Annotated in this window: 24 protein-coding genes and 1 pseudogene; all 25 read left to right on the top strand. The window is 63.3% G+C overall.

Annotated elements, in window-relative coordinates; all coding sequences use genetic code 11:
* Window positions 1-13 precede the first annotated feature (13 nt).
* Window positions 14-403 (top strand): annotated as a pseudogene (locus tag BPET_RS05315) (hypothetical protein); the annotation flags it as partial.
* Between the two features lie 182 nt (window positions 404-585).
* Window positions 586-1272 (top strand): hypothetical protein, encoded by a 687-nt coding sequence (locus BPET_RS05320; RefSeq protein ID WP_012248055.1) that lies wholly within the window; start codon window positions 586-588, stop codon window positions 1270-1272.
* A gap of 83 nt (window positions 1273-1355) precedes the next feature.
* On the top strand, window positions 1356-2093 hold the full coding sequence (locus tag BPET_RS05325; protein ID WP_012248056.1) for a DUF5983 family protein: 738 nt from the start codon (window positions 1356-1358) through the stop codon (window positions 2091-2093).
* 96 nt (window positions 2094-2189) lie between these two features.
* The gene (locus BPET_RS05330) at window positions 2190-2468 is read left to right on the top strand and encodes a hypothetical protein (RefSeq protein WP_012248057.1); all 279 of its coding nucleotides are present in this window, start codon (window positions 2190-2192) and stop codon (window positions 2466-2468) included.
* A gap of 282 nt (window positions 2469-2750) precedes the next feature.
* Window positions 2751-3563, top strand: a complete 813-nt coding sequence (locus tag BPET_RS05335; protein ID WP_012248058.1) for a hypothetical protein — start codon at window positions 2751-2753, stop codon at window positions 3561-3563.
* Between the two features lie 120 nt (window positions 3564-3683).
* On the top strand, window positions 3684-4037 hold the full coding sequence (locus BPET_RS05340) for a DUF3085 domain-containing protein (RefSeq protein WP_012248059.1): 354 nt from the start codon (window positions 3684-3686) through the stop codon (window positions 4035-4037).
* A 362-nt stretch (window positions 4038-4399) separates the two neighbouring features.
* Window positions 4400-5317, top strand: a complete 918-nt coding sequence (locus BPET_RS05345) for a DUF3577 domain-containing protein (protein ID WP_012248060.1) — start codon at window positions 4400-4402, stop codon at window positions 5315-5317.
* Window positions 5318-5461: 144 nt separating this feature from the next.
* Window positions 5462-6289 (top strand): DUF932 domain-containing protein, encoded by an 828-nt coding sequence (locus BPET_RS05350; protein ID WP_012248061.1) that lies wholly within the window; start codon window positions 5462-5464, stop codon window positions 6287-6289.
* Between the two features lie 94 nt (window positions 6290-6383).
* On the top strand, window positions 6384-7073 hold the full coding sequence (locus BPET_RS05355) for a DUF3275 family protein (protein ID WP_003098913.1): 690 nt from the start codon (window positions 6384-6386) through the stop codon (window positions 7071-7073).
* 94 nt (window positions 7074-7167) lie between these two features.
* Window positions 7168-7506, top strand: coding sequence for a hypothetical protein (locus tag BPET_RS05360; RefSeq protein WP_003090121.1), 339 nt, complete (start codon window positions 7168-7170; stop codon window positions 7504-7506).
* Between the two features lie 106 nt (window positions 7507-7612).
* Complete coding sequence (locus BPET_RS05365; RefSeq protein WP_012248062.1) at window positions 7613-7912, top strand: hypothetical protein; 300 nt, start codon at window positions 7613-7615, stop codon at window positions 7910-7912.
* Between the two features lie 601 nt (window positions 7913-8513).
* Window positions 8514-10232, top strand: a complete 1719-nt coding sequence (gene ltrA, locus BPET_RS05370) for a group II intron reverse transcriptase/maturase (RefSeq protein WP_012248063.1) — start codon at window positions 8514-8516, stop codon at window positions 10230-10232.
* Between the two features lie 218 nt (window positions 10233-10450).
* A complete protein-coding gene (locus BPET_RS05375; protein WP_003120021.1) occupies window positions 10451-10711 on the top strand; it encodes a hypothetical protein in 261 nt (86 codons plus the stop codon).
* Window positions 10712-10787: 76 nt separating this feature from the next.
* Window positions 10788-11435 (top strand): hypothetical protein, encoded by a 648-nt coding sequence (locus BPET_RS05380; RefSeq protein ID WP_012248064.1) that lies wholly within the window; start codon window positions 10788-10790, stop codon window positions 11433-11435.
* A 727-nt stretch (window positions 11436-12162) separates the two neighbouring features.
* Window positions 12163-13878: a group II intron reverse transcriptase/maturase gene (ltrA, locus tag BPET_RS05385; RefSeq protein WP_012248065.1), complete on the top strand. Its 1716-nt coding sequence runs from the start codon at window positions 12163-12165 to the stop codon at window positions 13876-13878.
* A gap of 67 nt (window positions 13879-13945) precedes the next feature.
* Window positions 13946-14956, top strand: coding sequence for a DUF6094 domain-containing protein (locus BPET_RS05390; RefSeq protein ID WP_041862730.1), 1011 nt, complete (start codon window positions 13946-13948; stop codon window positions 14954-14956).
* Between the two features lie 51 nt (window positions 14957-15007).
* Window positions 15008-15328: a hypothetical protein gene (locus tag BPET_RS05395; protein ID WP_012248067.1), complete on the top strand. Its 321-nt coding sequence runs from the start codon at window positions 15008-15010 to the stop codon at window positions 15326-15328.
* A gap of 89 nt (window positions 15329-15417) precedes the next feature.
* Window positions 15418-15723 carry a hypothetical protein gene (locus tag BPET_RS05400; RefSeq protein ID WP_012248068.1) on the top strand — a complete coding sequence of 102 codons (306 nt, stop codon included), beginning with the start codon at window positions 15418-15420 and terminating at the stop codon, window positions 15721-15723.
* A 135-nt stretch (window positions 15724-15858) separates the two neighbouring features.
* The gene (locus BPET_RS05405) at window positions 15859-18144 is read left to right on the top strand and encodes a helicase-related protein (protein WP_041862731.1); all 2286 of its coding nucleotides are present in this window, start codon (window positions 15859-15861) and stop codon (window positions 18142-18144) included.
* A gap of 113 nt (window positions 18145-18257) precedes the next feature.
* On the top strand, window positions 18258-19127 hold the full coding sequence (locus BPET_RS05410; protein ID WP_012248070.1) for a hypothetical protein: 870 nt from the start codon (window positions 18258-18260) through the stop codon (window positions 19125-19127).
* A 160-nt stretch (window positions 19128-19287) separates the two neighbouring features.
* Window positions 19288-19887 carry a PFGI-1 class ICE element type IV pilus protein PilL2 gene (gene pilL2, locus BPET_RS05415; protein ID WP_012248071.1) on the top strand — a complete coding sequence of 200 codons (600 nt, stop codon included), beginning with the start codon at window positions 19288-19290 and terminating at the stop codon, window positions 19885-19887.
* Complete coding sequence (locus tag BPET_RS05420) at window positions 19884-20528, top strand: hypothetical protein (RefSeq protein ID WP_012248072.1); 645 nt, start codon at window positions 19884-19886, stop codon at window positions 20526-20528. The genes pilL2 and BPET_RS05420 overlap by 4 nt, the downstream gene beginning before the upstream one ends.
* Before the next feature lie 14 nt (window positions 20529-20542).
* Window positions 20543-21268 (top strand): TIGR03759 family integrating conjugative element protein, encoded by a 726-nt coding sequence (locus BPET_RS05425; protein WP_012248073.1) that lies wholly within the window; start codon window positions 20543-20545, stop codon window positions 21266-21268.
* Entirely contained in the window at window positions 21250-21855 is a 606-nt protein-coding gene (locus BPET_RS05430) for a transglycosylase SLT domain-containing protein (protein ID WP_012248074.1), read from the top strand. Before BPET_RS05425 ends, BPET_RS05430 begins: the two co-directional genes overlap by 19 nt.
* Window positions 21852-22400 carry an integrating conjugative element protein gene (locus tag BPET_RS05435; protein WP_012248075.1) on the top strand — a complete coding sequence of 183 codons (549 nt, stop codon included), beginning with the start codon at window positions 21852-21854 and terminating at the stop codon, window positions 22398-22400. The genes BPET_RS05430 and BPET_RS05435 overlap by 4 nt, the downstream gene beginning before the upstream one ends.

Raw genomic sequence — 22400 nt, forward strand, 5'->3', positions numbered from 1 at the left:
GAGGAATCACGTCATGAACCAGCTGCTGCCGCAGGAAGTCGTCGATCAGATCGTTCGGGAAGAACGGCATTTCAGCGCCGCGCCCCAAGCCTTTTTCGAGGCATGGAAGCGTGGTGTCGAGATCGCCGGCCCGCAATGGTTTGGCGATGGCACCCGTGAAGGTCTGAACCAGGCCAAGAGCAAGTGGGATCTGCGTCCCGACATGCTGCGCCTCAACGACGCCCTCGGCGTCCTGAGCAGCGGGGAACGCATGTTCCTGTCCGCGATGGTCAGCTTCTACAACGCGCGCGAGGGCGGTGCCATGCTCAAGCGCTGCCACTTCAACGGGTTGTCGGACTTCGACGGCCTCGATCTGCCTCGTCGCCAGGTGATCGCCGACCTGCTGCTGAACTACAGCGGTTGGCGAGCCGGTCCCCGGCACACCTTCATCACTGCGTTCACGCGACCCCATGAGGGACATGCGCCTCGTCCGAGGCCATGTCCCTCGCGTTTCTCCCCGCTCCGTGCCATCCGGCATCAAGCGGTTCCCCTGCGGATGCCATGTCCGCAAGGGCTGGCTCCGTTCATTCATCGAAAGGAGCCTTCATGGCCAACAACTACTACGAAGCCACCGGCGTTCTCGTGCTCGACCGAGTGACGCCCGTCATCCAGGCGCTGTTCGGCGCCTTCGCGCTGGACGAGAGCCATCCAGGCAACGGGCAGGCCTACATCGCCCAGATCGCCGAGACCACCCATCCGCAATGGCCGGACGTGCTCGATGGCCTGGAAGACCTGGCCACGCAACTCGGTATTCCGATGCCGGACGACGAAGGGCTGTCGATCCCGCCGCTGCTCGAACTGCTCGCCGTGCACTTCGGTGCCGATGAGGACGAAGAGCTGGGGAACTTGATCGAGCGTCATTCGTTCGAGGACACCGCCGATCTCGACGCATTGTTTCTGATCGCCACCCGGTTCGATGACGGCCACCACCTGACCGCCATCCAGTTCGAGGGATGCTGGTATTGCAGCAAGCCGCGGCTATTCGAGTTCGGCGGCAACGGCTGCTACCTGAGCCGCGAGGTCCGCGTCATCAGTTCCTCCTCGCAGGCGCTCCAGCTCGGCGACCAACTTCGCAAGGCCATTGTGGCCGCCGACATCGAAGAGGCCTCGGCCCTGATCGCGCTGGAGGCCATCAATCTGCTGGCGGGCGTCAGCGACGAGCCATTCCGCATGAATTTGCGCCGGCGCGTCGCCGAGAGATTGGCCCAAACGCCAACGATCAGCGCCACCTGACGCTGTTCCCTTTCTTTCCACCCACCGGGGTCAATTCCCGGTGGCGGGGATTGGCTCCATCATTATTCTGTTGGAGAAATCCCATGTCCCAGAACCCCAATCCCTTTCTACGCGGCTACTGGAATCTGAAGGTCGTCCGCACGCTGTCCATCAGCCACGAGGACGGAAGCCCGCATGTCTGGCGAAACATCCACCCGAGCCAGCAGCACCTCTCCGACGAGGCACTGGTTTCTTCCCCCTGCATCGTCACCAGCGACTTCGCGGTGGTCAGGACTGGCACCGAACCTGTCGGCGCCGCACTGATCGACGAAAGCGACGCGGCTGAAGGGGTCAGCGGCGAAGGCGTGGTGGGTGCCGTGGTGTACGCGATCCACGGCGACGACTTCGACGACCGCCCCGTCCACATTGGCGACACCTATTCGGCCGAGGCCGCACGGGAAGTCGTGCAGCGGTTGAGCTTCGAGACCGGCTACTACAGCCGGTGCTGGGAAATCAGCAGCGCGCACATCAGCCACGGAACCGGCCAGTACCTGGCCAACCTGGCTGACCTCGCGACGCCGGAGGCCTTTTTGTTCGTTGCGTTCCGGCTTCCCTACAGCCCGGCGATCGGCGTCAAGCTCATCTCCACGCCCTGGACGGACCAGCACCTGCAGGACGTCGAGGGGATCACTGCCGAGCAGCTTCGGCAGGAGCACCGCAGCAAGGGCATGCCGGACGACCTGGCACAGATCCTTGAACTGGCCGGTCAGGCCGATCTGCGCATCCTCATCCTCGATGCCGACGCACTCGTGTTGCCGGGTCTGCCGCTGGCCGGCGAATAGCTGCCACACACATCCCCAGCCTTCCTTTTCATCACCGCATGCCGGCCCGTCTCCCACCAGGGAGCCGGGCCGGCGCACTTTCACAGGAGCGATCCCATGTTCCCCGACCTCATCACACCCGCATCCGACTTTGAGCACCAGCTTGGAGCCTGCGTCAACGCCATGAGCCAGGACGATGCCATCGGCCAGATCCTGGTATTCGAGCGCATGAGCGGCACGCTGCAGATGCGCCATATCGCCAGCGCCGACCTGGTGGACACCGACGTGGACAACTACGAAATGGTCGTCTTCGACGGTGGCAACACAAGCGGCGACACGTGGAAGCACGTGTTCTTTCCGCGTCAGCGCGAGCACTACTTCGTGTACCAAGCCTGACCCCTCCAGCCCCTTCCGAGGGGCTTTTTCTTGCCCGCAGCACAGCAATGCGGGCGTGGTGCGGTGCCGTTTCCTGCGGGCACGCCGGCCGCCCCGGGACCATGCTTGCCCCATGTTCGTCGGCGTTGCCGGCACATGCCCAGGCAGTCGAGACCTTCGAGGCTGCAAGCGCGGGAAGCCGCGCTGGTCGTTTCTTCCTCCGGACGTACCGCGTCCATCCACCCACAAGGGACCTTTCCCTTGCGGGAGAGGAATCCCTTGCTCTTCCTCAAGGAGATTCCCATGGATCGCTCTCTCATCAAAACCCTGATGCCTTCGCTTGTCGCAGGCCATGTACCCCGCAACGTGCAGTCATTCAAGTACCGCGTGTTCGATGATCAGCCGCAGTTCTCGATGCTGGGCGTCGCCATCGATCCCAAGCCCTTTGACGGCAAGGTGGTCGCGGTCAACGACGACGCCATCGTCGTCAAGCTCAAGCCCAGCGAGTTCGCTGTGCTCGACCCCAACCTGGTGACCACCGTTCCCCGCGAAGGCACCAAGGTGCATGTCCAACCGTATGCTCGCCGCCGTTTCGACGGCCTGCGCGCGGACACCCCGGAAGTCATCACCGAGAAAGCTGCAGACGGTACGCCTTACACCCTCACGCGCACCATTCTCGGCAAGGCCCCCGCCAAGCTGCCCATTCCTCAGCCGCAGTGCATGGAACTGGGCCAGCTCATCGAGCAGATGGAGGAAATGCCGGCACCCGACGGGTTCCGGCGCATCACCCACATGTTGGTCGATGCGGGCGCCCGGGACTTCACCTGGGTCGATCCCACGCCATCCAAGATCATCGAGACGCCTCCGGCGATCAGCTTCACGGTCTCGACCGCGAAGTTCGAGGGCCGGGTCACTGTGTTGTACGACCGTGGGGCCGATGTCTACGTGGTGGAACTGCACCGCGACGGTGAACTGGTTGATCGGCACGACGAGGTGTATTTCGACATGCTCGGCGACGTGCTGGAGCGGCTCATCGACGACGGGCGCTGGCGCCTGATCGACGTGAGCGTGATCGACGCAAAGGCTCCTCGGCAACGTCAGGCGGTTTCAGTCTGACGTGTCAGAAAGCCCTGCGGCACTGCTGCTCCTTTCGCAGCCTACCGGCGACTTCCCTACAAGCCTTCCACCCGTTCGGGTGGAGGGCTTTTTTCTTCATTCATACAGGAGATTCCAACCATGCCATTGCGATTCAGAGGCTCCGATCTTCGCCCCGTTTTGGTCGAGGCCGTCGCCAACCAATGCCGCGTCGTCCTGGCGAAAGACCAGGGCGTGTACTTCCTCGCCGAGCGTGGGGAGCGCCGCCCCGATGGCCGCGTGAAGCTACTGGCCTACGCGGTCGGCTGCAATCCGGAGGCCGACCCGTTCGATGACTGGTGGGAACTGGCGCGCGCCGAGTTGGGAGGCGACGACTTCGGCGAGTTCTTCGACCCGAATGACGGCGTTTTCACACGCATCCTGCACAGCAAGGATGATCTGATGCTGTCCGCCACCGCCACGCATCTGTCGCTGGAGGTGGTGCCATCGGCGTAGTGCAACTAACGCCGTGCAGCCTTCACAGCCCCCACCCGGGGGCTTTCTTTTGCGCCGCGCTGGCTGAGCGGACAAAGGGAAGCGCCCGGATGCCGATTCATGGCTGTCGCGCGCGCGAAGCTCCGCCATGCTGACCCCATGCCTGCTGACGTTGTCAGCGACATGCCAGGCGACCATCGGTCTTCGAGGTTGCGGCGCAGTTCCCACTGCGTGACCGAGCCAGCTCGCACCGCATCCATCCGCGAGCGGCCACCAGCCTCTGGTGGCGGATGCTTTCGCCTTATCAACCCACCGCGGGGTTACGCACCTTCCCCGCATGCGTGGGCCGGTGTGTCTCCGCTTCATCCCAATGGAGATTCACCATGAACACCACGTCCAACGAGAAATCGTATTTCGACCTCCACACCTCGGGCATCGGCTACGTCCAGCGTGTCCGTGAAGTGCCCGTCCGGGGCGGCCGCCGTGCGCAGCCGTTCCTGGCTTGCACCATCGCCGCGCTGGTCGGCCCCGCCCGGGACCCCAGCTACCGCTACTTCGACGTCAAGGTCTCGGGTGCCGAGGCCAAGAAGCTCGTTCAGCGCTACATCGGCGTTGACGATCCCAAGCAGCGCCCGCTGGTGCGCTTTCGCCTCGGTGACCTGTGGGGCGATGCGTACATCCGCGACAAGGGTGAGCAGAAGGGTCAGGCCGCCGCGTCCCTCAAGGCGCGACTGCTCAAGGCCGAACTGATCGACCGGGCCGAACTGGCTTCGATCGAGCAGCACGAGCTGATCACCCGCGGCATCGGCTATCTCAATCGTGTGAAGGACGTCACCCCGAAGGCTGGCGACTCGTTCCTCTCTTGCACGGTCGCAGCACTGGCCGGGCCTGTCGATGAACCGGAGTATCGGTACTTCGACATCATCGTCGCCACCCCGGAAGCCGAGCATCTGGCTCGCCGGTGCGTCCAGGCCATCGAGGGGGACCGTAAGGTCCTGATCGCCTTCCGTCTGAACGACATGAAGATCGATCCGTACATCCGCACCAAGGGCGAGCACGCCGGGGAACCGGCCGCAAGCCTGGAATCGACGCTGGTCCACATCGGTCTCATCAAGATCGACGGTACCCAGGTCTATCCGACGAGCCAGGCGCAAGCCGAGGCGTCGCCGGCCGAAGACGCATCCGCGTCCGAAGCCGACGAAGCCATCGACACTGCTGCCGACCAGCCTGCCGAGCCCGCCGAGCGCGAGCCCGAGGCGCAAGTCGAGGAGCAGGAGCCGGCATTGGCTGCTTCGTTCTGATACGGCATGGCCCCTCACGGGGCCTTGTCGCTTCTCTTCCCGCATCCGCCGCGTCCCTAGGACGCGCGCTTGCGCATTTCATCCCCCGAGTTCCGCGTGGTCTCACGGCCGCGCGGTTGTCGCATTTCTCAAAGGAGATCAGCCATGTCTCTGTCATCCCGCTTTGCTCCGCAATCCCCGATCCTGCGCTCCGATCGTCCACTCTCGGACGACCGCATTCGCGCCGTCGTTCCGTCGATCTTCGCCGACGCTCCGCATGGGAGCCGGTCCGATCGGTATGCCTACATACCGACCTCGACCGTGCTGACCAAGTTGCGCCAGGAGGGCTTCGAGCCCTTCATGGTGTGCCAGACACGCGTGCGCAACGAAGACCGGCGCGAGTACACGAAGCACCTCATCCGACTTCGCCATGCAAGCCAGATCAACGGCGACGAGGCGAACGAGATCATCCTGCTCAACAGCCACGACGGCACGAGCAGCTATCAGATGCTCGCCGGCATGTTCCGGTTCGTCTGCCACAACGGCCTGGTTTGCGGTGACACCACCGCCGACATCCGCGTTCCCCACAAGGGCGACGTGGCCAGCCAGGTGATCGAAGGTGCCTACGGAGTCCTCGACGGCTTCGAGCGCGTGCAGAACGCGCGCGATGCGATGCGCACCATCACCCTCGATGAGGGCGAAGCGGAGGTCTTTGCAAACTCCGCGCTCGCACTCAAGTACGACGATCCAGCCAAGTCCACGCCTGTCACGGAGTGCCAACTGCTGGCACCCCGGCGATGGGACGACCGCAAGAACGACCTGTGGGCCGTCTTCAACCGCGTCCAGGAGAACCTCGTCAAAGGGGGCCTGAACGGACGCACGGCCAACGGCCGCAATCAGCGCACCCGTCCGGTGCAAGGCATCGACCAGAACCTGCGCCTGAACCGGGCGTTGTGGCTGCTGGCCGAAGGCATGCGCCAGCTCAAGGCGTGATGCCACGCGGACCTCGCCCACCTCGGGCGAAGCCATTTCCTCTCATCCACCGGGTGCCGTCGGCGGCCCGTCATTCATCATCAGGAGAACCATCATGGCAACCCCATTGGCACCCGAGAAATCGGTTGCGCCCATCGTCGTCCCCGGCCAGCTCACGCTGCGTACCATCCGCGGCAAGAACGGCCCGTTCACGGTTGGCCGCCTCGCCACGCACCTCGGTACGTTCGAGGTCAAAGACCCGGAGCTGGAGCAGTACCCCGAAGGCAAGTACGACGGGGAATTCATCATCAGGTACATCTTCCCGAAGTCCTATCCGGTCGGCGGCGGCATGCGGTTCGAGATCCGTGCCAGCCTCGACGGCATGACGCTCAACGGCATCGACAAACTCAGCCGCGACGAAGCCCGCAGCTTCGCCACCCAGGACGTCGATCCGCTCGATGAAGAGCAAGGGGCGCAGCCTGCGGCAACGCCGGCCAAGCCCACCAAAGCGTCCAGGCCCGCCAAGCCCGCACCCGTGCAGGCGTCCGCGGACCCGATGGTCGATACCACGCCCTTTGGCGTGGATGCGCCGCCACCTGCTGAGGCTGCTGCCCCCGGCAGCACCCAAGACGGTGACCCCGCGCTCTTCGGCCTGCTGTGGCCGCTGGGCGAGTCCGTGAAACTGGATTCGACCATCGACCGCCGCGCTTTGCGTGCACAGATCGTCCGCCTGGGCGAGCTGGGCTACGCGCTGGACTTCAAGACGCAGGAGTGGAGCCGCCAGGCCGAACTGCAACCTGCGTGATCGCAGACGCCGCATGCGCGGTGTTCTTCATCCACCCGCCGGGGTTCCTTCCCCATGCGGGGGAGGCCCTGGCCATCTTCTGGAGGTCTTCATCATGTCCACCATCGCTTGCGATATCCCCCGCTCCGCGCTGGATGAACCCGCGTGGCGGGCTCTCTGCGAGACGGCAGCCGCACAAGCCACCAAGGGTTGCGGACTGTCTCACGACTACTACGTCGAACGCTTCAGTTCGGCGATCGACGCGCAACTCGGTCGATTGCCCGAAGAACAGCGCGCACAGGCGCTGAAGATCGCACAGGAATGGGACTACGCAACACCGGCCGAACGGCAGGAAACCCAGGACTGGAATGCGGAGCACGGCTATTGCTCGCATGGGATCGAGTTCGGCAGCTGCCCGGCTGGTTGTGATCGCGACGATGACGACTGGGACTAAGGGCAAGGCATAGGTTTTCCTTCGCTGCACCTGCGGCATTCCATCACCCACTGGGGGTTCTTCCCCACGGGGAGGCCTCCAGCTCAACTTTTCGAGGAGGCCTCTCATGGGCTGGTATTTCTCTCCCCAATCGCGGTCTGAACTGATCGCGGAACTGATCGCACCACAGCAGACCGAGCGCGTCAGCGCGAAGGTCATCGCTCACGCACTGCGCGGCAACGTGCTGTGGTCCGTGGTCGAAACGACCGCCAAGGTCGAAGGCGTGCATCGTGATCTCGCACCGGGGCAGTCCCTGTGCATCATTCGCTGCGATCTGCTTGAACGCAGCGGCAACCAGTGGGGCTACAAGCCGCTGGACGAGTCCATGCACCCGTACTACTACTCGTGCCCGCTGTGTGCGACCTGAAAGTCGCTTCGTTGATTGTTCCAGCTACGCAAGTAGCGAGGGAACCTGGTGTTCCGTCATCAGTAGCCTACCGATACATGCAGGACTGGCAACGGTCTTGTGTGAAGCTATCGGGACAATGCACTCAGGCCATTTGGCCGCGCAGAGCCGCGAGGCAAGGCGTCCACTGCAAGCATCAATGCGGGGTGAGGCTAGGCTGGGAGACATGATCAGTAGATGCAAACTGTCGATAAACGTCGTGACACGTAACGAGCCAAAGATGCTGTCAGGCTCGAACCAAAAGGTATGCGGCTGGATGCTTCCTTACAGTGTGGGAGCACACGGACACAAGGCCGCCGGCGAAGAGACAGGATCTAAATCTTCCTTGTCAACGTAGTGAAACAGGATAAGCCCGTATCGCTGCCCATTGGGCAGGCAGACCGTAAGGAATGTTGTTGGCGGTGCGGGTATGAGAGTGTGGAAAAAGCGAAGGCCACTCTGTAATGGGGTGGATAGAGATTGCGCTGCAAGGCAACATCATCTCACGTGAAAGCGGGCAGACTTCCACATGGTCTTTCTCTACGAGAGAACTTGTCCAACCTTCTTAAAGAGGGAATTGCAGATGACTACGCAAGAAATTGCTTGCGCGGGTGCGCCCTCACGCGAATCGGTCACATGGCACAGCATCGACTGGGCTACGTGTCACCGTGAAGTGCGAAGGCTCCAAGCGCGTATCGTAAAGGCGACACGGGAAGGAAAACACGGCAAGGTGAAAGCCCTGCAGTGGATTCTGACCCACTCGTTCAGCGGCAAAGCATTGGCCGTCAGACGAGTCACCGAGAACCAAGGCAAAAAGACGCCGGGTGTGGATGGCATCACATGGTCCACTCCGGAAGCCAAGTCTCAAGCCATGTTGTCAATCAAGCGGCGCGGGTATCGTCCCCAACCGCTGAAGCGTGTCTATATTCCCAAAGCCAATGGGAAGATGCGGCCGCTGGGTATCCCGACCATGAAAGACAGGGCGATGCAGGCGCTATACCTGCTTGCTCTGGAACCCGTGGCCGAGACCACAGCGGATCGAAGCTCGTTTGGGTTTCGTCCAGAACGATCCACGGCGGATGCGATAGGGCTGTGTTTTACGCAGTTAGCTCTGAAACGCTCCCCGAAGTGGATTCTTGAAGGCGACATCAAAGGCTGCTTCGACAACATCAGCCATGACTGGCTCATGGGTCACATACCGACGGATCGAGAGATTCTGAGTAAGTGGCTCAAGGCTGGGTACATGGAAGATCGGCAACTTTTCCCAACCGAAGCCGGTACCCCGCAAGGGGGCATCATCTCGCCAACCCTGGCGAATCTCGTCTTGGACGGACTGGAAGCCAAACTAGAAGCCGTGTTCGGTAGAGCACGGTATATCAATGGCAAACAGACCCGTCTGGCTGTCAATTATGTGCGCTACGCGGACGACTTCATTGTGACGGCACGCTCGAAAGAGCTACTGGAGCAGGAGGTCATGCCGCTTGTCGAGGAATTCATGCGGGAACGAGGGCTCACGCTCTCACCCGAGAAGACCAAGATCACGCATATAGACGAGGGCTTCGATTTCCTAGGCCAGAACATCCGCAAGTACGACGGGAAGTTGTTAATCAAACCGTCGAAAGCGAATGTGGCAACCTTCCTCGGGAAAGTTCGCGCCGCGATCAAAGGAAACAAAGCGGTAAATCAACAAGAGTTGATTCGACTTCTTAATCCAATGATTCGGGGCTGGGCAAACTATCATCAGCACGTCGTGTCTTCTGCGACGTTTGCCTATGTCGATCATGAGATTTGGAAAGCGTTGTGGCGATGGGCCGTTAGGCGGCACTCACAGAAGGGAGCGAGGTGGATTAAACGCCGCTACTTCCATGCCGTGGGTGACCGTAGCTGGGTATTCGCTGAGGCAACGGGGGAACGATTCCCGGATGGGAGTCCAATCCTGAAGTCTTTGCGGTATGCAGTCGATACGCCCATTCGGCGACACCGACCGATCAAGTTGGAAGCCAATCCATTCGACCCCGTGTGGGAGACGTATTTCGAGGAGCGTGTAAGCCTCAAGATGCAGAACTCACTAAAGGGAAAGAGGAAGCTCATCAACCTCTGGTTGGATCAGGATCGTCGTTGTCCAATCTGCCGCGAGTTGATCACGCAGGAGTCGGGGTGGCATGTCCATCACCTAATCCGGCGGGTCGATGGCGGAAAGGACGGGAGCACCAATCTCATCATGGTGCATCCGACCTGCCATAACCAAATCCACGCCAACGGTCTCAAGGTGGTGAAGCCGGTTCGCGAAAGCGGGCTTTGAAAGGCTTGAGCCGTATGAGGGGAAACTCTCACGTACGGTTCTTAGGGGGGGATGGTGCCAGCAATGGCCTGTCCCTACCCGATCCTATCTGGACCTCGCACCGGAGCAGTCCGCCGACTGGCGTGCAGGCGTTCGCGCCTACCACGCACGGCGGCGCACACCCACGGCTGTCACGGCACCCGCCGCGGCGCTGTTGGCCTGAGCCAGGAGGAACCGACATGGACCCGATCCTGGCTGCACTCCCGCTCTCGCTGTTGAAGCTCGTTGAAGGCAGTTTGTCCAACGACGAAGTTTCCTCCGACGAGGAAATGCTGGGGTACTTCATCGACAACGGCCTCACCGAGGAGCAGGCACGGCAGGCGCTGACCTACCGCGACCAGTACCTCAACAACATCTACCTGGACGGCTTCACGCCGATCACCGCGGTGGACGAGGCGCTTCACTTCAATCCGCACACCCGACAGTTCGAGCCGGACTGAGCGGTTTTCTTCCACCCCCTGGGGCAGTACTTGCCCCAGCGGGCGGTGCTGTTCCCGTTCATCCGAGGACACCACCATGCCCGCAAACACTTCTTCCACGCTGTACCGCATCGACGAATGCCCGGACGTGATGGCCGACGCCTGCGTCGGCGATGACCAGGGCAACCTGATCTTCCTGTCCATCTGGGCGCGGGACACCGCCGTCCAGCAGTTCCTTGCACGCCTGACCCTCGGGCGCGACGAGCAGGGACTGGACCAGTTCCACGTCATCACCGACCAGGGCGGCAGCATCCCGGTATTCATCGGCAACGTCGATCGCCTGGAAAAGCGCATCACGCGCGCCTACCGGCGAACGCTGTTCGGTTCGCTCTCCAACGTGTGGCTGTTCGACCGGCGCTGCGTCAAGCCCGACAAGGCCAACGCCAGCGCATTGGCACTGCTGCCACGTGACAGCGCCCACCGGCTTGACCGCCTGTGGATGCTGGTGCGGGACACCTGCCCGTTGCCGCTGCTCGACCACTGGCGCGAGACCGTGCTGGAACTGCTGCAAAGCCGCGAGATGCTGGCCCGCCTTCCGTTCGCCCTCGGGCCGCTGGAAGGCCATCGGCTCGCCATCGACGTGCCGGCGCTGAGCTTGGCGCTGGGCTCCCTGATCCGCAGTGACGCGCTCACCGCCTATCCATATCCGGCCAAGATTTGGACGCCGGAAGCGGTAGCGGCTTGACCCACCCTCGGAGGCACGCCTTGGCGTGCTTCCGTCATTCATCCCCGCCAACCAGGAGACTTCCATGGCTCTCATGTTCCCGCGGCTCGCCCGCAATTTCGCCAAAAATGGGGTGTGACGTGAAGTCACGTGAGTAATTGTCTCAGCCCCTCGGGGTTAGCGAGACCTGATATTCCGCTATCAGTAGCCTACCGACACATGCGACTTCGGCAACGAGGTGGTGTGAAGCTGTCGGGACAATGTAGACCTCCCATGAGGGAAAGGTCCTTCCGCGAGGGAGGGCCAAATCTGCCAGCATCAAGGCGGATGGGTCGCTAGGCTGAGCGACATGGTTAACGCAAGTGAACTGCTGATAAACACTGTAATAGCGAACAAGCCAAAGATGCTGACAGGCTTGGGCCAAAAGGCAACGTAGTCGGTCAACCCTCGTCCGTTTGGGGTTGCGCGGACATCACGACTACCGGTGAAAAGGCAGAACCTAACTCGCTCTTGTTACTCACGTGGAACACGGTAAGCCCGTACCACCGCCCCTCGGGGCAGGCAGACCGTAAGGAATGCTGTTGGTGGTGCGGGTAGAGGAATGTGGAAAAGGCGAATGCCGTCCTGTAATGGGACGGATAGGGATTGAGCCGCAAGGCAACATCATCCTGCGCGAAAGCGAGCAGACTTCCACTTGGTCTTTCTCTACGAGAAAACTTGTCCAACCTTCTATAAGAGGGAATTGCAGATGACTACGCAAGAAATTGCTTGCGCGGGTGCGCCCTCACACGAATCGGTCACATGGCACAGCATCGACTGGGCCAAGTGTCACCGTGAAGTGCGAAGGCTCCAAGCGCGTATCGTAAAGGCGACTCGGGAAGGAAAATACGGCAAGGCGAAATCCTTGCAGTGGATTCTGACCCACTCGTTCAGCGGCAAAGCATTGGCCGTCAAACGAGTTACTGAAAACCAAGGAAAGAGGACTCCTGGTGTGGATCGCGTCACGTGGTCAACGCCGGAGACCAAATCCGAAGCAGTGTTGTCCCTTCGCCGTCATGGCTATCGACCCCGCCCGTTACGGCGGATCTATATTCCAAAAGCCAATGGCAAGAAGCGGCCTCTCGGTATTCCCACGATGAGGGATAGGGCTATGCAGGCACTATACCTGCTGGCTCTCGAACCCATCGCGGAGACGACCGGGGATAAGGACTCTTACGGGTTCCGCCCCGGCCGAAGTGTGGCAGACGCCATCAGGCAATGCCACACGGTGCTGGCTTGGAAACGCTCTGCGGAGTGGGTCCTTGAAGCCGATATCGAAGGGTGTTTCGACAACATCAGCCACGATTGGCTCGCCGAGAACATTCCGATGGACAAGGCGATCCTCAAAAGCTGGCTCAAGGCCGGATACGTCGAGAGCGGTAGTTTGTTCCCGACGGAGGCAGGTACTCCACAAGGGGGGATCATCTCCCCGGTGCTGGCGAACATGGCGCTGGATGGATTGCAAGAGGTTCTTGGCAAATCGTTCTTCAGGACGAGGCGCCAGAACAAGCACTACGATCCGAAGGTGAACTTCGTTCGTTACGCCGATGACTTCATCGTCACGGGGTACTCGCGTGAGCTACTCGAAATAGAGGTGCTGCCACTGGTGGAGAAGTTTCTTGCCGCCAGGGGCCTCAACATCTCGAAAGCGAAGACTCGCGTTACTCATATCTCGGAAGGGTTCGACTTCCTGGGCAAGAACATCCGCAAGTTCAACGGGGTGTGCCTGACCCAGCCATCGAAGAAGAACACGAAGGCTTTTCTAGATTCGATCCGAGGTTTGATCCGTGCCAACAAGGCAGTGAAACAAGACGACCTCATCGGCATGCTCAATCCACGCATCAAGGGTTGGGCGGAATTTCACAGTGCCGATGCTTCATCCCAGACGTTTACTCGCGTCGATGCAGTCATATGGCGCAGCCTATGGCGCTGGTGCAGGCGGCGGCATCCAAAGAAAGGGGCCTATTGGGTTAAGGAAAGGTACTTCCACCGGATAGGCAACAGGAATTGGGTGTTTGCTGCGGACGATGGTCAGAGGTTCCCTGACGGCAACGTGAAATGGAAGATGCTGCGCATAGCGGCGGATACCAAGATACGACGCCACGTCAAGGTCAATGGCCTAGCCAACCCGTTCGATCCCGAATGGGAAAGCTACTTTGAAGCTCGCTTGAGCCAGAAGATGGTCCAGTCCCTGCACGAGCGCAGGAAGCTCGTCAAACTATGGCTTGCGCAGGATGGAAAGTGCTTGATCTGCGAGCAGCCCATCACGAAGGAGACCGGTTGGCATGCCCACCATATCCAACGTCGGGTTGATGGCGGAAAGAACACTTTGGAAAACTTGGTTCTGCTTCATCCAAACTGCCATAACCAGCTACATGTCCAAGGTTTGAAGGTAGTGAAGCCGGTTCGCGAAAGCGAGCTTTGAAAGGCTTGAGCCGTATGAGGGGAAACTCTCACGTACGGTTCTTAGGGGGGGATGGGCCAGCAATGGCCTGTCCCTACCCGACTACTACCCGACCGACGAACCCACGCTCGAAAGAGCCCTCAACGCACTGATGCCCAGCGACGGGCCGATGTGCATCCTCGATCCCTGCGCCGTCGAATTCGACGCCGAGCGGGCGCGCCATGCCCGCGGCCTGGTCGATCACTGCCTGCACGCGGACCTGATGGACACGATGATCTCCAAGCAGTCCTTCGGACTACTGTGGCTGAATCCACCGTATGGCGACCTGTCCAAGGACGTCAACGGCAACATCGGCTATCAGGGCCAGGGCCGTGCCCGCCTCGAAAAGCTGTTCTATCAGCGTTCGCTGTCGCTGTTGCAATACGGCGGCGTGCTGGTCTTCATCGTCCCCGGCTACGTGCTCGACGCGGAGCTGGTCGGCTGGTTGACGCGCCACTACACCGATCTGCGTATCTACCGAGCGGTGGAAACGCAGTTCAAGCAGGTGGTGATCTTCGGCCGCCGGGTCCGTCAGCGGGAGCTGGCACCCGATGGCGTCAAGGCCGTGCGCAATCTGCTGCTGCAGGTTGGGCTTGGCGAAGTCGAAGCCGAGGAACTGCCGAGCGAATGGCCGTTCCTGCCGTACATCGTCCCCGCCAGTCCGGCCGAGCCGGAGCATTTCTTCCGCGTGACGATGGAGCCCGAACAGTTCGCCGACGAGGTTGGCCGGCTGCAAGGCCTTTGGCCGTCGCTGGACACGCACTTGGGGACCGCGCAGCAGTCGCTGCGTCCACCGGCGCGGGCCTTGTCCCACTGGCATCTCGCCCTGGCTCTGGCCGCGGGCGCGATCTCCGGCGTCGTGCGCTCCCAGACGGGGCGCGTGCTCGTCGTCAAAGGTGACACCCACAAGGACAAGACGCTCCAGCGGGAATTCACCGAACGCGAAGACGGCTCCATCGCCGAGACACGCATCCTCACCGACAAGTTCGTGCCTGTCATCCGCGCGTGGGACATGACGCCTGGCTCCCCGACGCGGGGCGAGGTGTTGACCATCCGCTGATCCACCGGACGCGCTGCCGTCCTGCTGCACTACCTCGAAGGAGAAAACACCATGCTCTCGAATCTGTTCAAGCGGCCGGCGCCGCACAAGCAACCGTTGTTCGCACCGAGTACGTTGAAGTTGAGCGAGAAGGTGCATTGGCTGGCCCGAAGAGGCCTGATCGACCCCTTGGCCTATGTCCAGCGCCATGTGCGCGGGGACTGGGGCGAGATCGATGAGGCCACCCGCCAAGCCAACGACGTGGCGATCCAACAGGACAACCTGATGATCTCGCAGTTCAGGATCACGCCGGACCTGGCGCTGATCGTCAAGACCAGCGAGGACCACCAGACCACGGTGGTCCAGCTTCCCGAAGAGCAGGACCTGATCTGAGGTCCCACATCGTCATCTTCATCCACCTGACGGAGCCACTTCACTCCGCCAGGGGTGTCGTGGCTCAATGACCCATCAAGGAGGAGCCCATGGCATCGCATCGCATCGAAACCTACTGCCAGCGGCTGGCGTTTCCCATCGGGGCGCTCATCTTCAGCCGAGGCATTGATCGCCTTGTCCGCGCGGGTCACCTGGACCCGATTCCGTACTTCAGGCGTCACACCCGTGGCGACTGGGGTGACGTCGATGTCCAGCAATGGCACGCCAACAGCGCTGCACTTCAATCGGGTGCATCGCTGGAATCGCAGTACGTGATCCATCCGGGGCTCGCCATTCGCATCGTCACCGATGCGCAGCGAAGCGCCACCGTCATCGTGCTGCCGTCCGAAGACTGAGCACGGTTCACCCGCGGGCCGACCAGGCCAGCACCTTCAACCACCTTCGGCCAAGCGCCGATTCTCTTCCCACCACGGGGCATGCCACTGCCCCGCTGGGGGTGGTGCATGCCCCATTTTCTTTGGAGCATCACCATGTCCCTCGATCACGAAACCACTGCAGCTGAAGCCGCCCCCATACAGGGCGAACTGCTCGATGCGGAATCTTCCCCTCTGACCCTGAGCCTTCAGGATTTCGTCGGCGAGTTCGGCGACGAACTGCTCGACGCCCTCAACAGCGCCAACCCGCCGGTCTATGCCGGCCAGCCACAGGCGCACCGGCAACTCATCGTCGCCAGCCTCAAGCGCAAGCTGTTCGGGGCACAGGCCGAAGTCGTCCACGCCGCTGCCGAGCTGCTGATTGACCGTGGCGAACGCGCTGCGATCGTCAATGGCGAGATGGGTTGCGGCAAGACGACCGTCGGCATTGCCACGGCCGCCGTGCTCAACGCCGAAGGCTATCGCCGCACCCTGGTCCTGTCGCCACCGCACCTTGTTTACAAGTGGCGGCGCGAGATCCAGGAGACGGTGGCGGGCGCCAAGGTCTGGGTACTCAACGGGCCGGATACCCTCGTCAAACTCATCAGGCTGCGCGAGCAGTTGGGTGTGCAGGCCACGGGCCAGGAGTTCTTCGTCCTGGGCCGCGTGCGGATGCGGATGGGCTTCCACTGGAAGCCGGTCTTCACCACGCGGCGCACCCGCCACGGCGACGTGGCGGCTTGCCCTGACTGCGGCACGGTCATCACCGACCTCGACGGCGAGCCGGTCAACCCGGTCGCGCTCGAAGCCGAGGAATACCGCAGGAAGTGCAGCAATAGCGATTGCGCCGCGCCCCTGTGGACGCTGATCCGCCCGAGAAGCCTGTCCGGCAGCGACCAGTCCTCGGCCGTGCTCAAAGCCTTGAAGCGCATCCCGACGATCGGGGAAGTCACCGCGCAGAAGCTGATACAGAAGTTCGGTGACGGCTTCCTGGCCTCGATGCTGGGCGACAACATCCATGAGTTCATCAACTTGATGGACGGCAACGGCGAGCTGGTGTTTTCCGACCGTCAGGCCACGCGCATGGAACGTGCGATGGCCAACATGGAGTTCGGCTTTGGCGAGGGCGGGTATCAACCCTCGGAGTTCATCAAGAGGTACTTGCCGCAAGGCACGTTCGACCTGCTCATCGCTGATGAAGCGCATGAGTACAAGAACGGCGGCAGTGCCCAGGGCCAGGCCATGGGCGTGCTGGCGGCGAAGGCTCGCAAGACCTTGCTGCTGACCGGCACGCTGATGGGCGGCTACGGTGATGATCTCTTTTATCTGCTGTTCCGAGCCCTTCCGGGGCGGATGATCGAAGACGGCTACCGCCCGACCACGAGCGGCAGCATGACCTCGGCTGCGATGGCGTTCATGCGCGATCACGGGGTCTTGAAGGACATCTACTCCGAGAGCACCGGCACGGCGCACAAGACGGCCAAGGGCACCAAGGTATCGGTGCGCACGGTCAAGGCCCCGGGCTTCGGCCCCAAAGGCGTCTTGCGCTGCATCCTGCCGTTCACGATCTTCCTCAAGCTCAAGGACATCGGCGGCAACGTCCTGCCGCCGTATGACGAAGAGTTCCGCGAAGTCGCGATGGACACGGCGCAAGCCGCGGCCTACCGCGATCTGGCGGGTCGGCTGACCGCGGAGCTGAAACAGGCTCTGGCGCGACGCGATACGACTCTGCTGGGTGTGGTCCTCAACGTGCTGCTGGCCTGGCCGGATTGCTGCTTCCGGTCGGAAACCGTGGTGCATCCGCGCACGCGCAACACCTTGGCGTTCGTCCCGGCTCAGTTCAACGAGTTCGAGATCAGCCCCAAGGAGCGTGAGCTGATCGAGATCTGCAAAGAGGAGAAGGCGCAGGGCCGCAAGGTCTTGGCCTACACGGTCTATACCGGCACGCGCGACACCACGTCGCGCCTGAAGGTACTACTGGAGCAGGAAGGTTTTCGGGTGGCGGTACTGCGCGCGAGCGTGGATGCCAGCCGCCGCGAGGACTGGATCGCCGAGCAGTTGGACCGTGGCATCGATGTGCTCATCACCAATCCCGAGCTGGTCAAGACCGGCCTGGACCTGTTGGAGTTTCCGACGATCGTGTTCATGCAGTCGGGCTACAACGTGTACTCGCTCCAGCAGGCGGCCCGCCGCTCCTGGCGCATCGGGCAGAAGCAGCCCGTGCGCGTGATCTACCTCGGCTACGCCGGTTCCTCGCAGATGACCTGCCTGGAGCTGATGGCCAAGAAGATCATGGTCTCGCAGTCCACCTCGGGCGACGTGCCCGAATCGGGCCTGGACGTGCTCAACCAGGACGGTGATTCCGTCGAGGTCGCGCTGGCCCGACAACTGGTCGCCGCCTGATCCCCACGCCAACGCCGGCCTCGCGCCGCCGGCTTTCCGTTGTTCCCACCTTGCAGCCACGCCCACGGTCTCCGTGGACGCGGCTGCGCTTTTTTCATCCCAAGGAGATTTCCATGAACACCCATACCCAATCCACGCCCGAAACCGTCAATGCGCGCCTGACGCTGGACGTGACCTATCTGCTCAACGGCGAGGCCGCGCCGGAATTGCTGGCACGGCTGGAACGCATGTGCGAACTCGCCATCGGCGAGGGACTGCTGACCGGCGAGACCGCCGCGGAAGTGGACACCTGGTCGATCGATGTGTCCGAGGTGCCTTCGACGGCCGACCCCGAAACGCTCGAAGCTGAGATCGCCGCCTTCATGCGGCAGCGCATCGAGGACGGCAACTTCGGTGCAGAGGACATTTCCTTGCGCCTGGCACGCTATGGCCTGATGGCCCCCGAGGCATTTTCCAACGAAATGCGCGAGCGCATGGGCATGGCCGACGAAGCGTCCTCGGGCCAAGCCATCATCCCCTCGACCGAATCTGCCGATGGCATCGAAATCGAGATGCAAGTCGCGGTCGCCTGCATCGATGCCTCCGGCAGCCCCGACGTGCCGGTCTTCAAGGTCAGGATCACCCAGGAGGAGTACGACCTGGGTATCCACTACGACAAGGCCAAGGACTTGGCCGAAGAAGCCCGGTACGAAGGGCCGTTCATCTGCTTCGACGCTGCCGAATACGGCCCCATCCTGTCGGCCACCCGCGAACTGGGACTTGCCCCGCAGGTCGTCGTGGTCGATATGACCGACGGCCAGATCCACTCCATCCGCTGCGACAGCGGCGAGATCAAGGTCATCTGCTACGACACGAGCGACACCGAAGAGTATCCGGTGGCGGTTGCGAACCGGCCGTTCGGCGAGAACGGCCAATTCGTGCGCTGCTGGTCGCACACCCAACTGGCACAGGTCGATCCCGGCCTGAAGCTGGCTCGGGATTGATTCAGCGCGCCCGATGTGCGCTTTCACTGGCCCCTTCGGGGGCCTTTTTTGTTTGGAGGGAGGCTGCCGGGAAATCCGGCGCTACCCGGTTCGCATTGTTTGCTGCCGCTCGTAGCCCGAGCGGCGATGGTGAGGGCTCGATGTTTCAGGACGCCGAGCTATGTGCCCATCACCACCCTGGTTTCACCATCCCGAACGCCGCCTGCTGGCGGGTTTTCTCGGCCTGCTTTGGTCGGTGCTGGCGGGCGGCTGCGCGACGACCCCAACGCCCGCCGCACCCGATACGACCCAAGAGGTATCGGCTGCGCCGGAAGTCAGCTCACCCGAGTTCATTCCCGTCGTGCGCTATGGCCGCTACACCCTCGTGGAGATGGCGCCCACAGCGGCACAGCGCGACCTGCTGATGCAGGTCATCGACGTGGCCATGCCCGAGGATGCCCGCACCACGGTCGGGGATGGGCTGCGGCACGTTCTCAAACGCAGCGGCTACCAGCTTTGCGAGACGGCGCATGCGGTGATCGAGCTGTACGCGCTGCCGCTGCCGGCGGCGCACCTGCATCTCGGCCCCATGACCTTGCGCGACGCGCTGCTCACGTTGGCTGGCCCAGCCTGGGAGCTGCACGCGGATGACCGCGCACGGCAAATCTGCTTTGAGCGGCCCGGCAACAGCATGACCGCCCGCAACGCACCCGCGCCCCTCGCAACCGATGCGGTGCAGACGTTCCCGCTGGCACCTGCGGTTTCAGGAGACCAGCCATGAACCCCTCGCAACCCGCCCAGCGCTCAACTGCCGCGGTCGTCGTGCAGAGCCTGTACTGGCTTTGGCTGATCGGCCTCAGCGTCATCGTGGCGCTGGGCTACCTGGCGATGCGCGACCAAACCGACCAGGAGCGGCTCGACTCCCGACTGCGGCGCCTCGAAGCACAGGCGACTGGCCTGACCGAGACGATCGAGGCCATCCAGCAGCGCCCGGCCGTCGCAACGGCCGCTGACCTCAAAGATACCCGCCAAATCCTGGAAGCACGCGCCGCCCAGGTCGAGAAATCGCTCAACGGCTATGCCGCGGCCGACGATCTTCTGGCACTGCGCGTGGAGATCGAGCAGATCAAGGCGCGCCAGGCCGCCGCCCGCGCCGCAGCACCCGCCCAGCCGCGCGCATCACGGCCGGCCGCCGCCTCCAAGGCCGAACCGCCGCCGCTGCCGTTCCGTGTCGTCGGCGCTGAGCTGCGCGCGGGCGAGCGCAGCGTGTCCGTCGCGCCGGCCAATGGGGATTTCACGCCCGATCAGCTTCAGGTGCTGCTGCCCGGTGATGCGTTCGGCCCGTGGCGCTTGCAGGCGATCGAGGACGACGCCGCGGTGTTCCAGGCCGGCAATCAGACGCGCCGCGTCGCGATTCCCTGACCGGAGCACACCCCATGAAGCCGTCGATCCTCCTTTCTGCACTCGTGTTGGCGTCGGTGCAGTGGCCCGCCTGGGCGCAGCAGCCCGCCACGGCCCCGGCGCGCAACGCACAGAGCCAGGAGCGCCCGCTGGCCGCCCGCGCGGTGGATGACCGGACCGCCAGCGAATGGGGTCTGCAACCGCAGGAATGGGCACGCTACCGCGAGCTGATGGACGGGCCGCTGGGCATCTACTCGCCCAGCCTGGACCCGCTGTCTGCCCTGGGCATCGAGGCGCGCACCGACGAAGAACGGCGGCGCTACGCGGAGCTGCAGGTGCAGGTCGAAGCGCGCCGCGTCGAGAAGCTGCTCGCCTACCAGCGCGCCTACGACGAGGCCTGGCAGCGCCTGAACCCTGGCATGCAGCGCGTGAACCTGCCCGACAACAAGCCGGGCGCTGGCACCCCGCGCGGCAGCGGTCGCATGGCGGTGTTCGTCAAGGACGGCTGCACGGCCTGCGGGCAGCTCGTGCAGCGCCTGCAATCCTCGGGCGCGGAGTTCGACCTGTACATGGTGGGCAGCCGCCAGGATGACGCCCGTATCCGCGACTGGGCCAAGCGCGCGCAGATCGACCCGGCGCGCGTGCACGCCGGCAGCATCACGCTCAACCACGACGGTGGCCGCTGGCTGTCGCTGGGCCTGCCCGGTGATTTGCCCGCCGCCGTGCGCGAGGTGAACGGCCAATGGCAGCGTCAGCCGTAGCGGCCGCCTTCGTCTCGCAGTTCTTGCGCACTCTGGCGCTCGCTGCTGGCCTGTGCGCCTGCGCGGTCCATGCCCAGGAGGTTCCGCCACCGGCCTACCAGCTCGCTGCCCAGCGCGCAGGCATCCCCTCGACCGTGCTCTACGCCGTGGCCTTGCAGGAGAGCGGCATCCGGCGCAACAGGCGCTTGGTGCCGTGGCCCTGGTCCCTCAACGTCGCCGGCCAGTCGCGCCGCTTCGCCACGCGCGCCGACGCCTGCTCGGGCCTGCAACAGGCGATGCGCGCCACACCGCACACGCGCATCGACGCAGGCCTGGGCCAGATCAACCTCGGCTACCACAAGCACCGCTTCACCAGCGCGTGCGACTTGCTGGACCCGTACCGCAACCTGGCCGTTGCCGCCGAGATCCTGAAGGAGCAGCACACCCCCGGCGAGGACTGGCTGCTGGCGATCGGCCGCTACCACCGCCCCGCAGGCGGCGAGCCCGCCGCCCGCTATCGGCGCAGCGTGTCGCGCCACCTCGCCCGCGTGCAGGGCACGCGCCCAACCGCAGCGGTTCTCGCCGCGCACCAGGAGAGTTCCCCATGACCAAACCCCATCCGGCCCATCTCGCGTTCACGGGCCTGCTCGTGCTGCTGGCGGGCCTGCCGCTGGCCTCGCGTGCCGGCGAGCCGCTGATCGTGGTCGAGGACCATGGCGGCACGTCGGCGCTGCCGTACTACGAGGCCCTGAACCTGCAGCCGCGCGCCAATGCCCCGGCGCGGCCGCCCATCCCGACGCCCCGGGTTCCTGCCACACCGGCGGACGAAGCCGCGATGCTGCCGGTGCGCAGCGCCAAGCTCACGCCCGGCAGCGTCGCGCGGCGGGTGATCGAAGCGCCCGGCCTGCGGCCGTTCGTGGTCATCGGCGACGACGAGGCTTCCCGGGCGTGGTTGCAGCGCCGCGCCGCCGCTTTGCGCGAACGCGGCGCGGTCGGCCTGGTGGTCAACGTCGAGACCGCGCAGGGCCTGGCACGGCTGCGCGCTCTGGTGCCTGGCGTGCCGCTCGCGCCCGTGGCTGGCGACGACCTGGCCGATCGCCTGGGCCTGCGGCACTACCCGGCGCTGATCACGGCCACCGGCATCGAGCAATGA

The organism is Bordetella petrii (genome assembly GCF_000067205.1).
Classification (GTDB): domain Bacteria; phylum Pseudomonadota; class Gammaproteobacteria; order Burkholderiales; family Burkholderiaceae_B; genus Bordetella_A; species Bordetella_A petrii.

What these genes read in the sequence shown, in the direction of transcription:
- BPET_RS05320 (WP_012248055.1), top strand. Translation starts at nt 586, where the DNA reads ATGGCCAACAACTACTACGAAGCCACCGGCGTTCTCGTGCTCGACCGA.
- BPET_RS05325 (WP_012248056.1), top strand. Translation starts at nt 1,356, where the DNA reads ATGTCCCAGAACCCCAATCCCTTTCTACGCGGCTACTGGAATCTGAAG.
- BPET_RS05330 (WP_012248057.1), top strand. Translation starts at nt 2,190, where the DNA reads ATGTTCCCCGACCTCATCACACCCGCATCCGACTTTGAGCACCAGCTT.
- BPET_RS05335 (WP_012248058.1), top strand. Translation starts at nt 2,751, where the DNA reads ATGGATCGCTCTCTCATCAAAACCCTGATGCCTTCGCTTGTCGCAGGC.
- BPET_RS05340 (WP_012248059.1), top strand. Translation starts at nt 3,684, where the DNA reads ATGCCATTGCGATTCAGAGGCTCCGATCTTCGCCCCGTTTTGGTCGAG.
- BPET_RS05345 (WP_012248060.1), top strand. Translation starts at nt 4,400, where the DNA reads ATGAACACCACGTCCAACGAGAAATCGTATTTCGACCTCCACACCTCG.
- BPET_RS05350 (WP_012248061.1), top strand. Translation starts at nt 5,462, where the DNA reads ATGTCTCTGTCATCCCGCTTTGCTCCGCAATCCCCGATCCTGCGCTCC.
- BPET_RS05355 (WP_003098913.1), top strand. Translation starts at nt 6,384, where the DNA reads ATGGCAACCCCATTGGCACCCGAGAAATCGGTTGCGCCCATCGTCGTC.
- BPET_RS05360 (WP_003090121.1), top strand. Translation starts at nt 7,168, where the DNA reads ATGTCCACCATCGCTTGCGATATCCCCCGCTCCGCGCTGGATGAACCC.
- BPET_RS05365 (WP_012248062.1), top strand. Translation starts at nt 7,613, where the DNA reads ATGGGCTGGTATTTCTCTCCCCAATCGCGGTCTGAACTGATCGCGGAA.
- ltrA (WP_012248063.1), top strand. Translation starts at nt 8,514, where the DNA reads ATGACTACGCAAGAAATTGCTTGCGCGGGTGCGCCCTCACGCGAATCG.
- BPET_RS05375 (WP_003120021.1), top strand. Translation starts at nt 10,451, where the DNA reads ATGGACCCGATCCTGGCTGCACTCCCGCTCTCGCTGTTGAAGCTCGTT.
- BPET_RS05380 (WP_012248064.1), top strand. Translation starts at nt 10,788, where the DNA reads ATGCCCGCAAACACTTCTTCCACGCTGTACCGCATCGACGAATGCCCG.
- ltrA (WP_012248065.1), top strand. Translation starts at nt 12,163, where the DNA reads ATGACTACGCAAGAAATTGCTTGCGCGGGTGCGCCCTCACACGAATCG.
- BPET_RS05395 (WP_012248067.1), top strand. Translation starts at nt 15,008, where the DNA reads ATGCTCTCGAATCTGTTCAAGCGGCCGGCGCCGCACAAGCAACCGTTG.
- BPET_RS05400 (WP_012248068.1), top strand. Translation starts at nt 15,418, where the DNA reads ATGGCATCGCATCGCATCGAAACCTACTGCCAGCGGCTGGCGTTTCCC.
- BPET_RS05405 (WP_041862731.1), top strand. Translation starts at nt 15,859, where the DNA reads ATGTCCCTCGATCACGAAACCACTGCAGCTGAAGCCGCCCCCATACAG.
- BPET_RS05410 (WP_012248070.1), top strand. Translation starts at nt 18,258, where the DNA reads ATGAACACCCATACCCAATCCACGCCCGAAACCGTCAATGCGCGCCTG.
- pilL2 (WP_012248071.1), top strand. Translation starts at nt 19,288, where the DNA reads ATGTGCCCATCACCACCCTGGTTTCACCATCCCGAACGCCGCCTGCTG.
- BPET_RS05420 (WP_012248072.1), top strand. Translation starts at nt 19,884, where the DNA reads ATGAACCCCTCGCAACCCGCCCAGCGCTCAACTGCCGCGGTCGTCGTG.
- BPET_RS05425 (WP_012248073.1), top strand. Translation starts at nt 20,543, where the DNA reads ATGAAGCCGTCGATCCTCCTTTCTGCACTCGTGTTGGCGTCGGTGCAG.
- BPET_RS05430 (WP_012248074.1), top strand. Translation starts at nt 21,250, where the DNA reads ATGGCAGCGTCAGCCGTAGCGGCCGCCTTCGTCTCGCAGTTCTTGCGC.
- BPET_RS05435 (WP_012248075.1), top strand. Translation starts at nt 21,852, where the DNA reads ATGACCAAACCCCATCCGGCCCATCTCGCGTTCACGGGCCTGCTCGTG.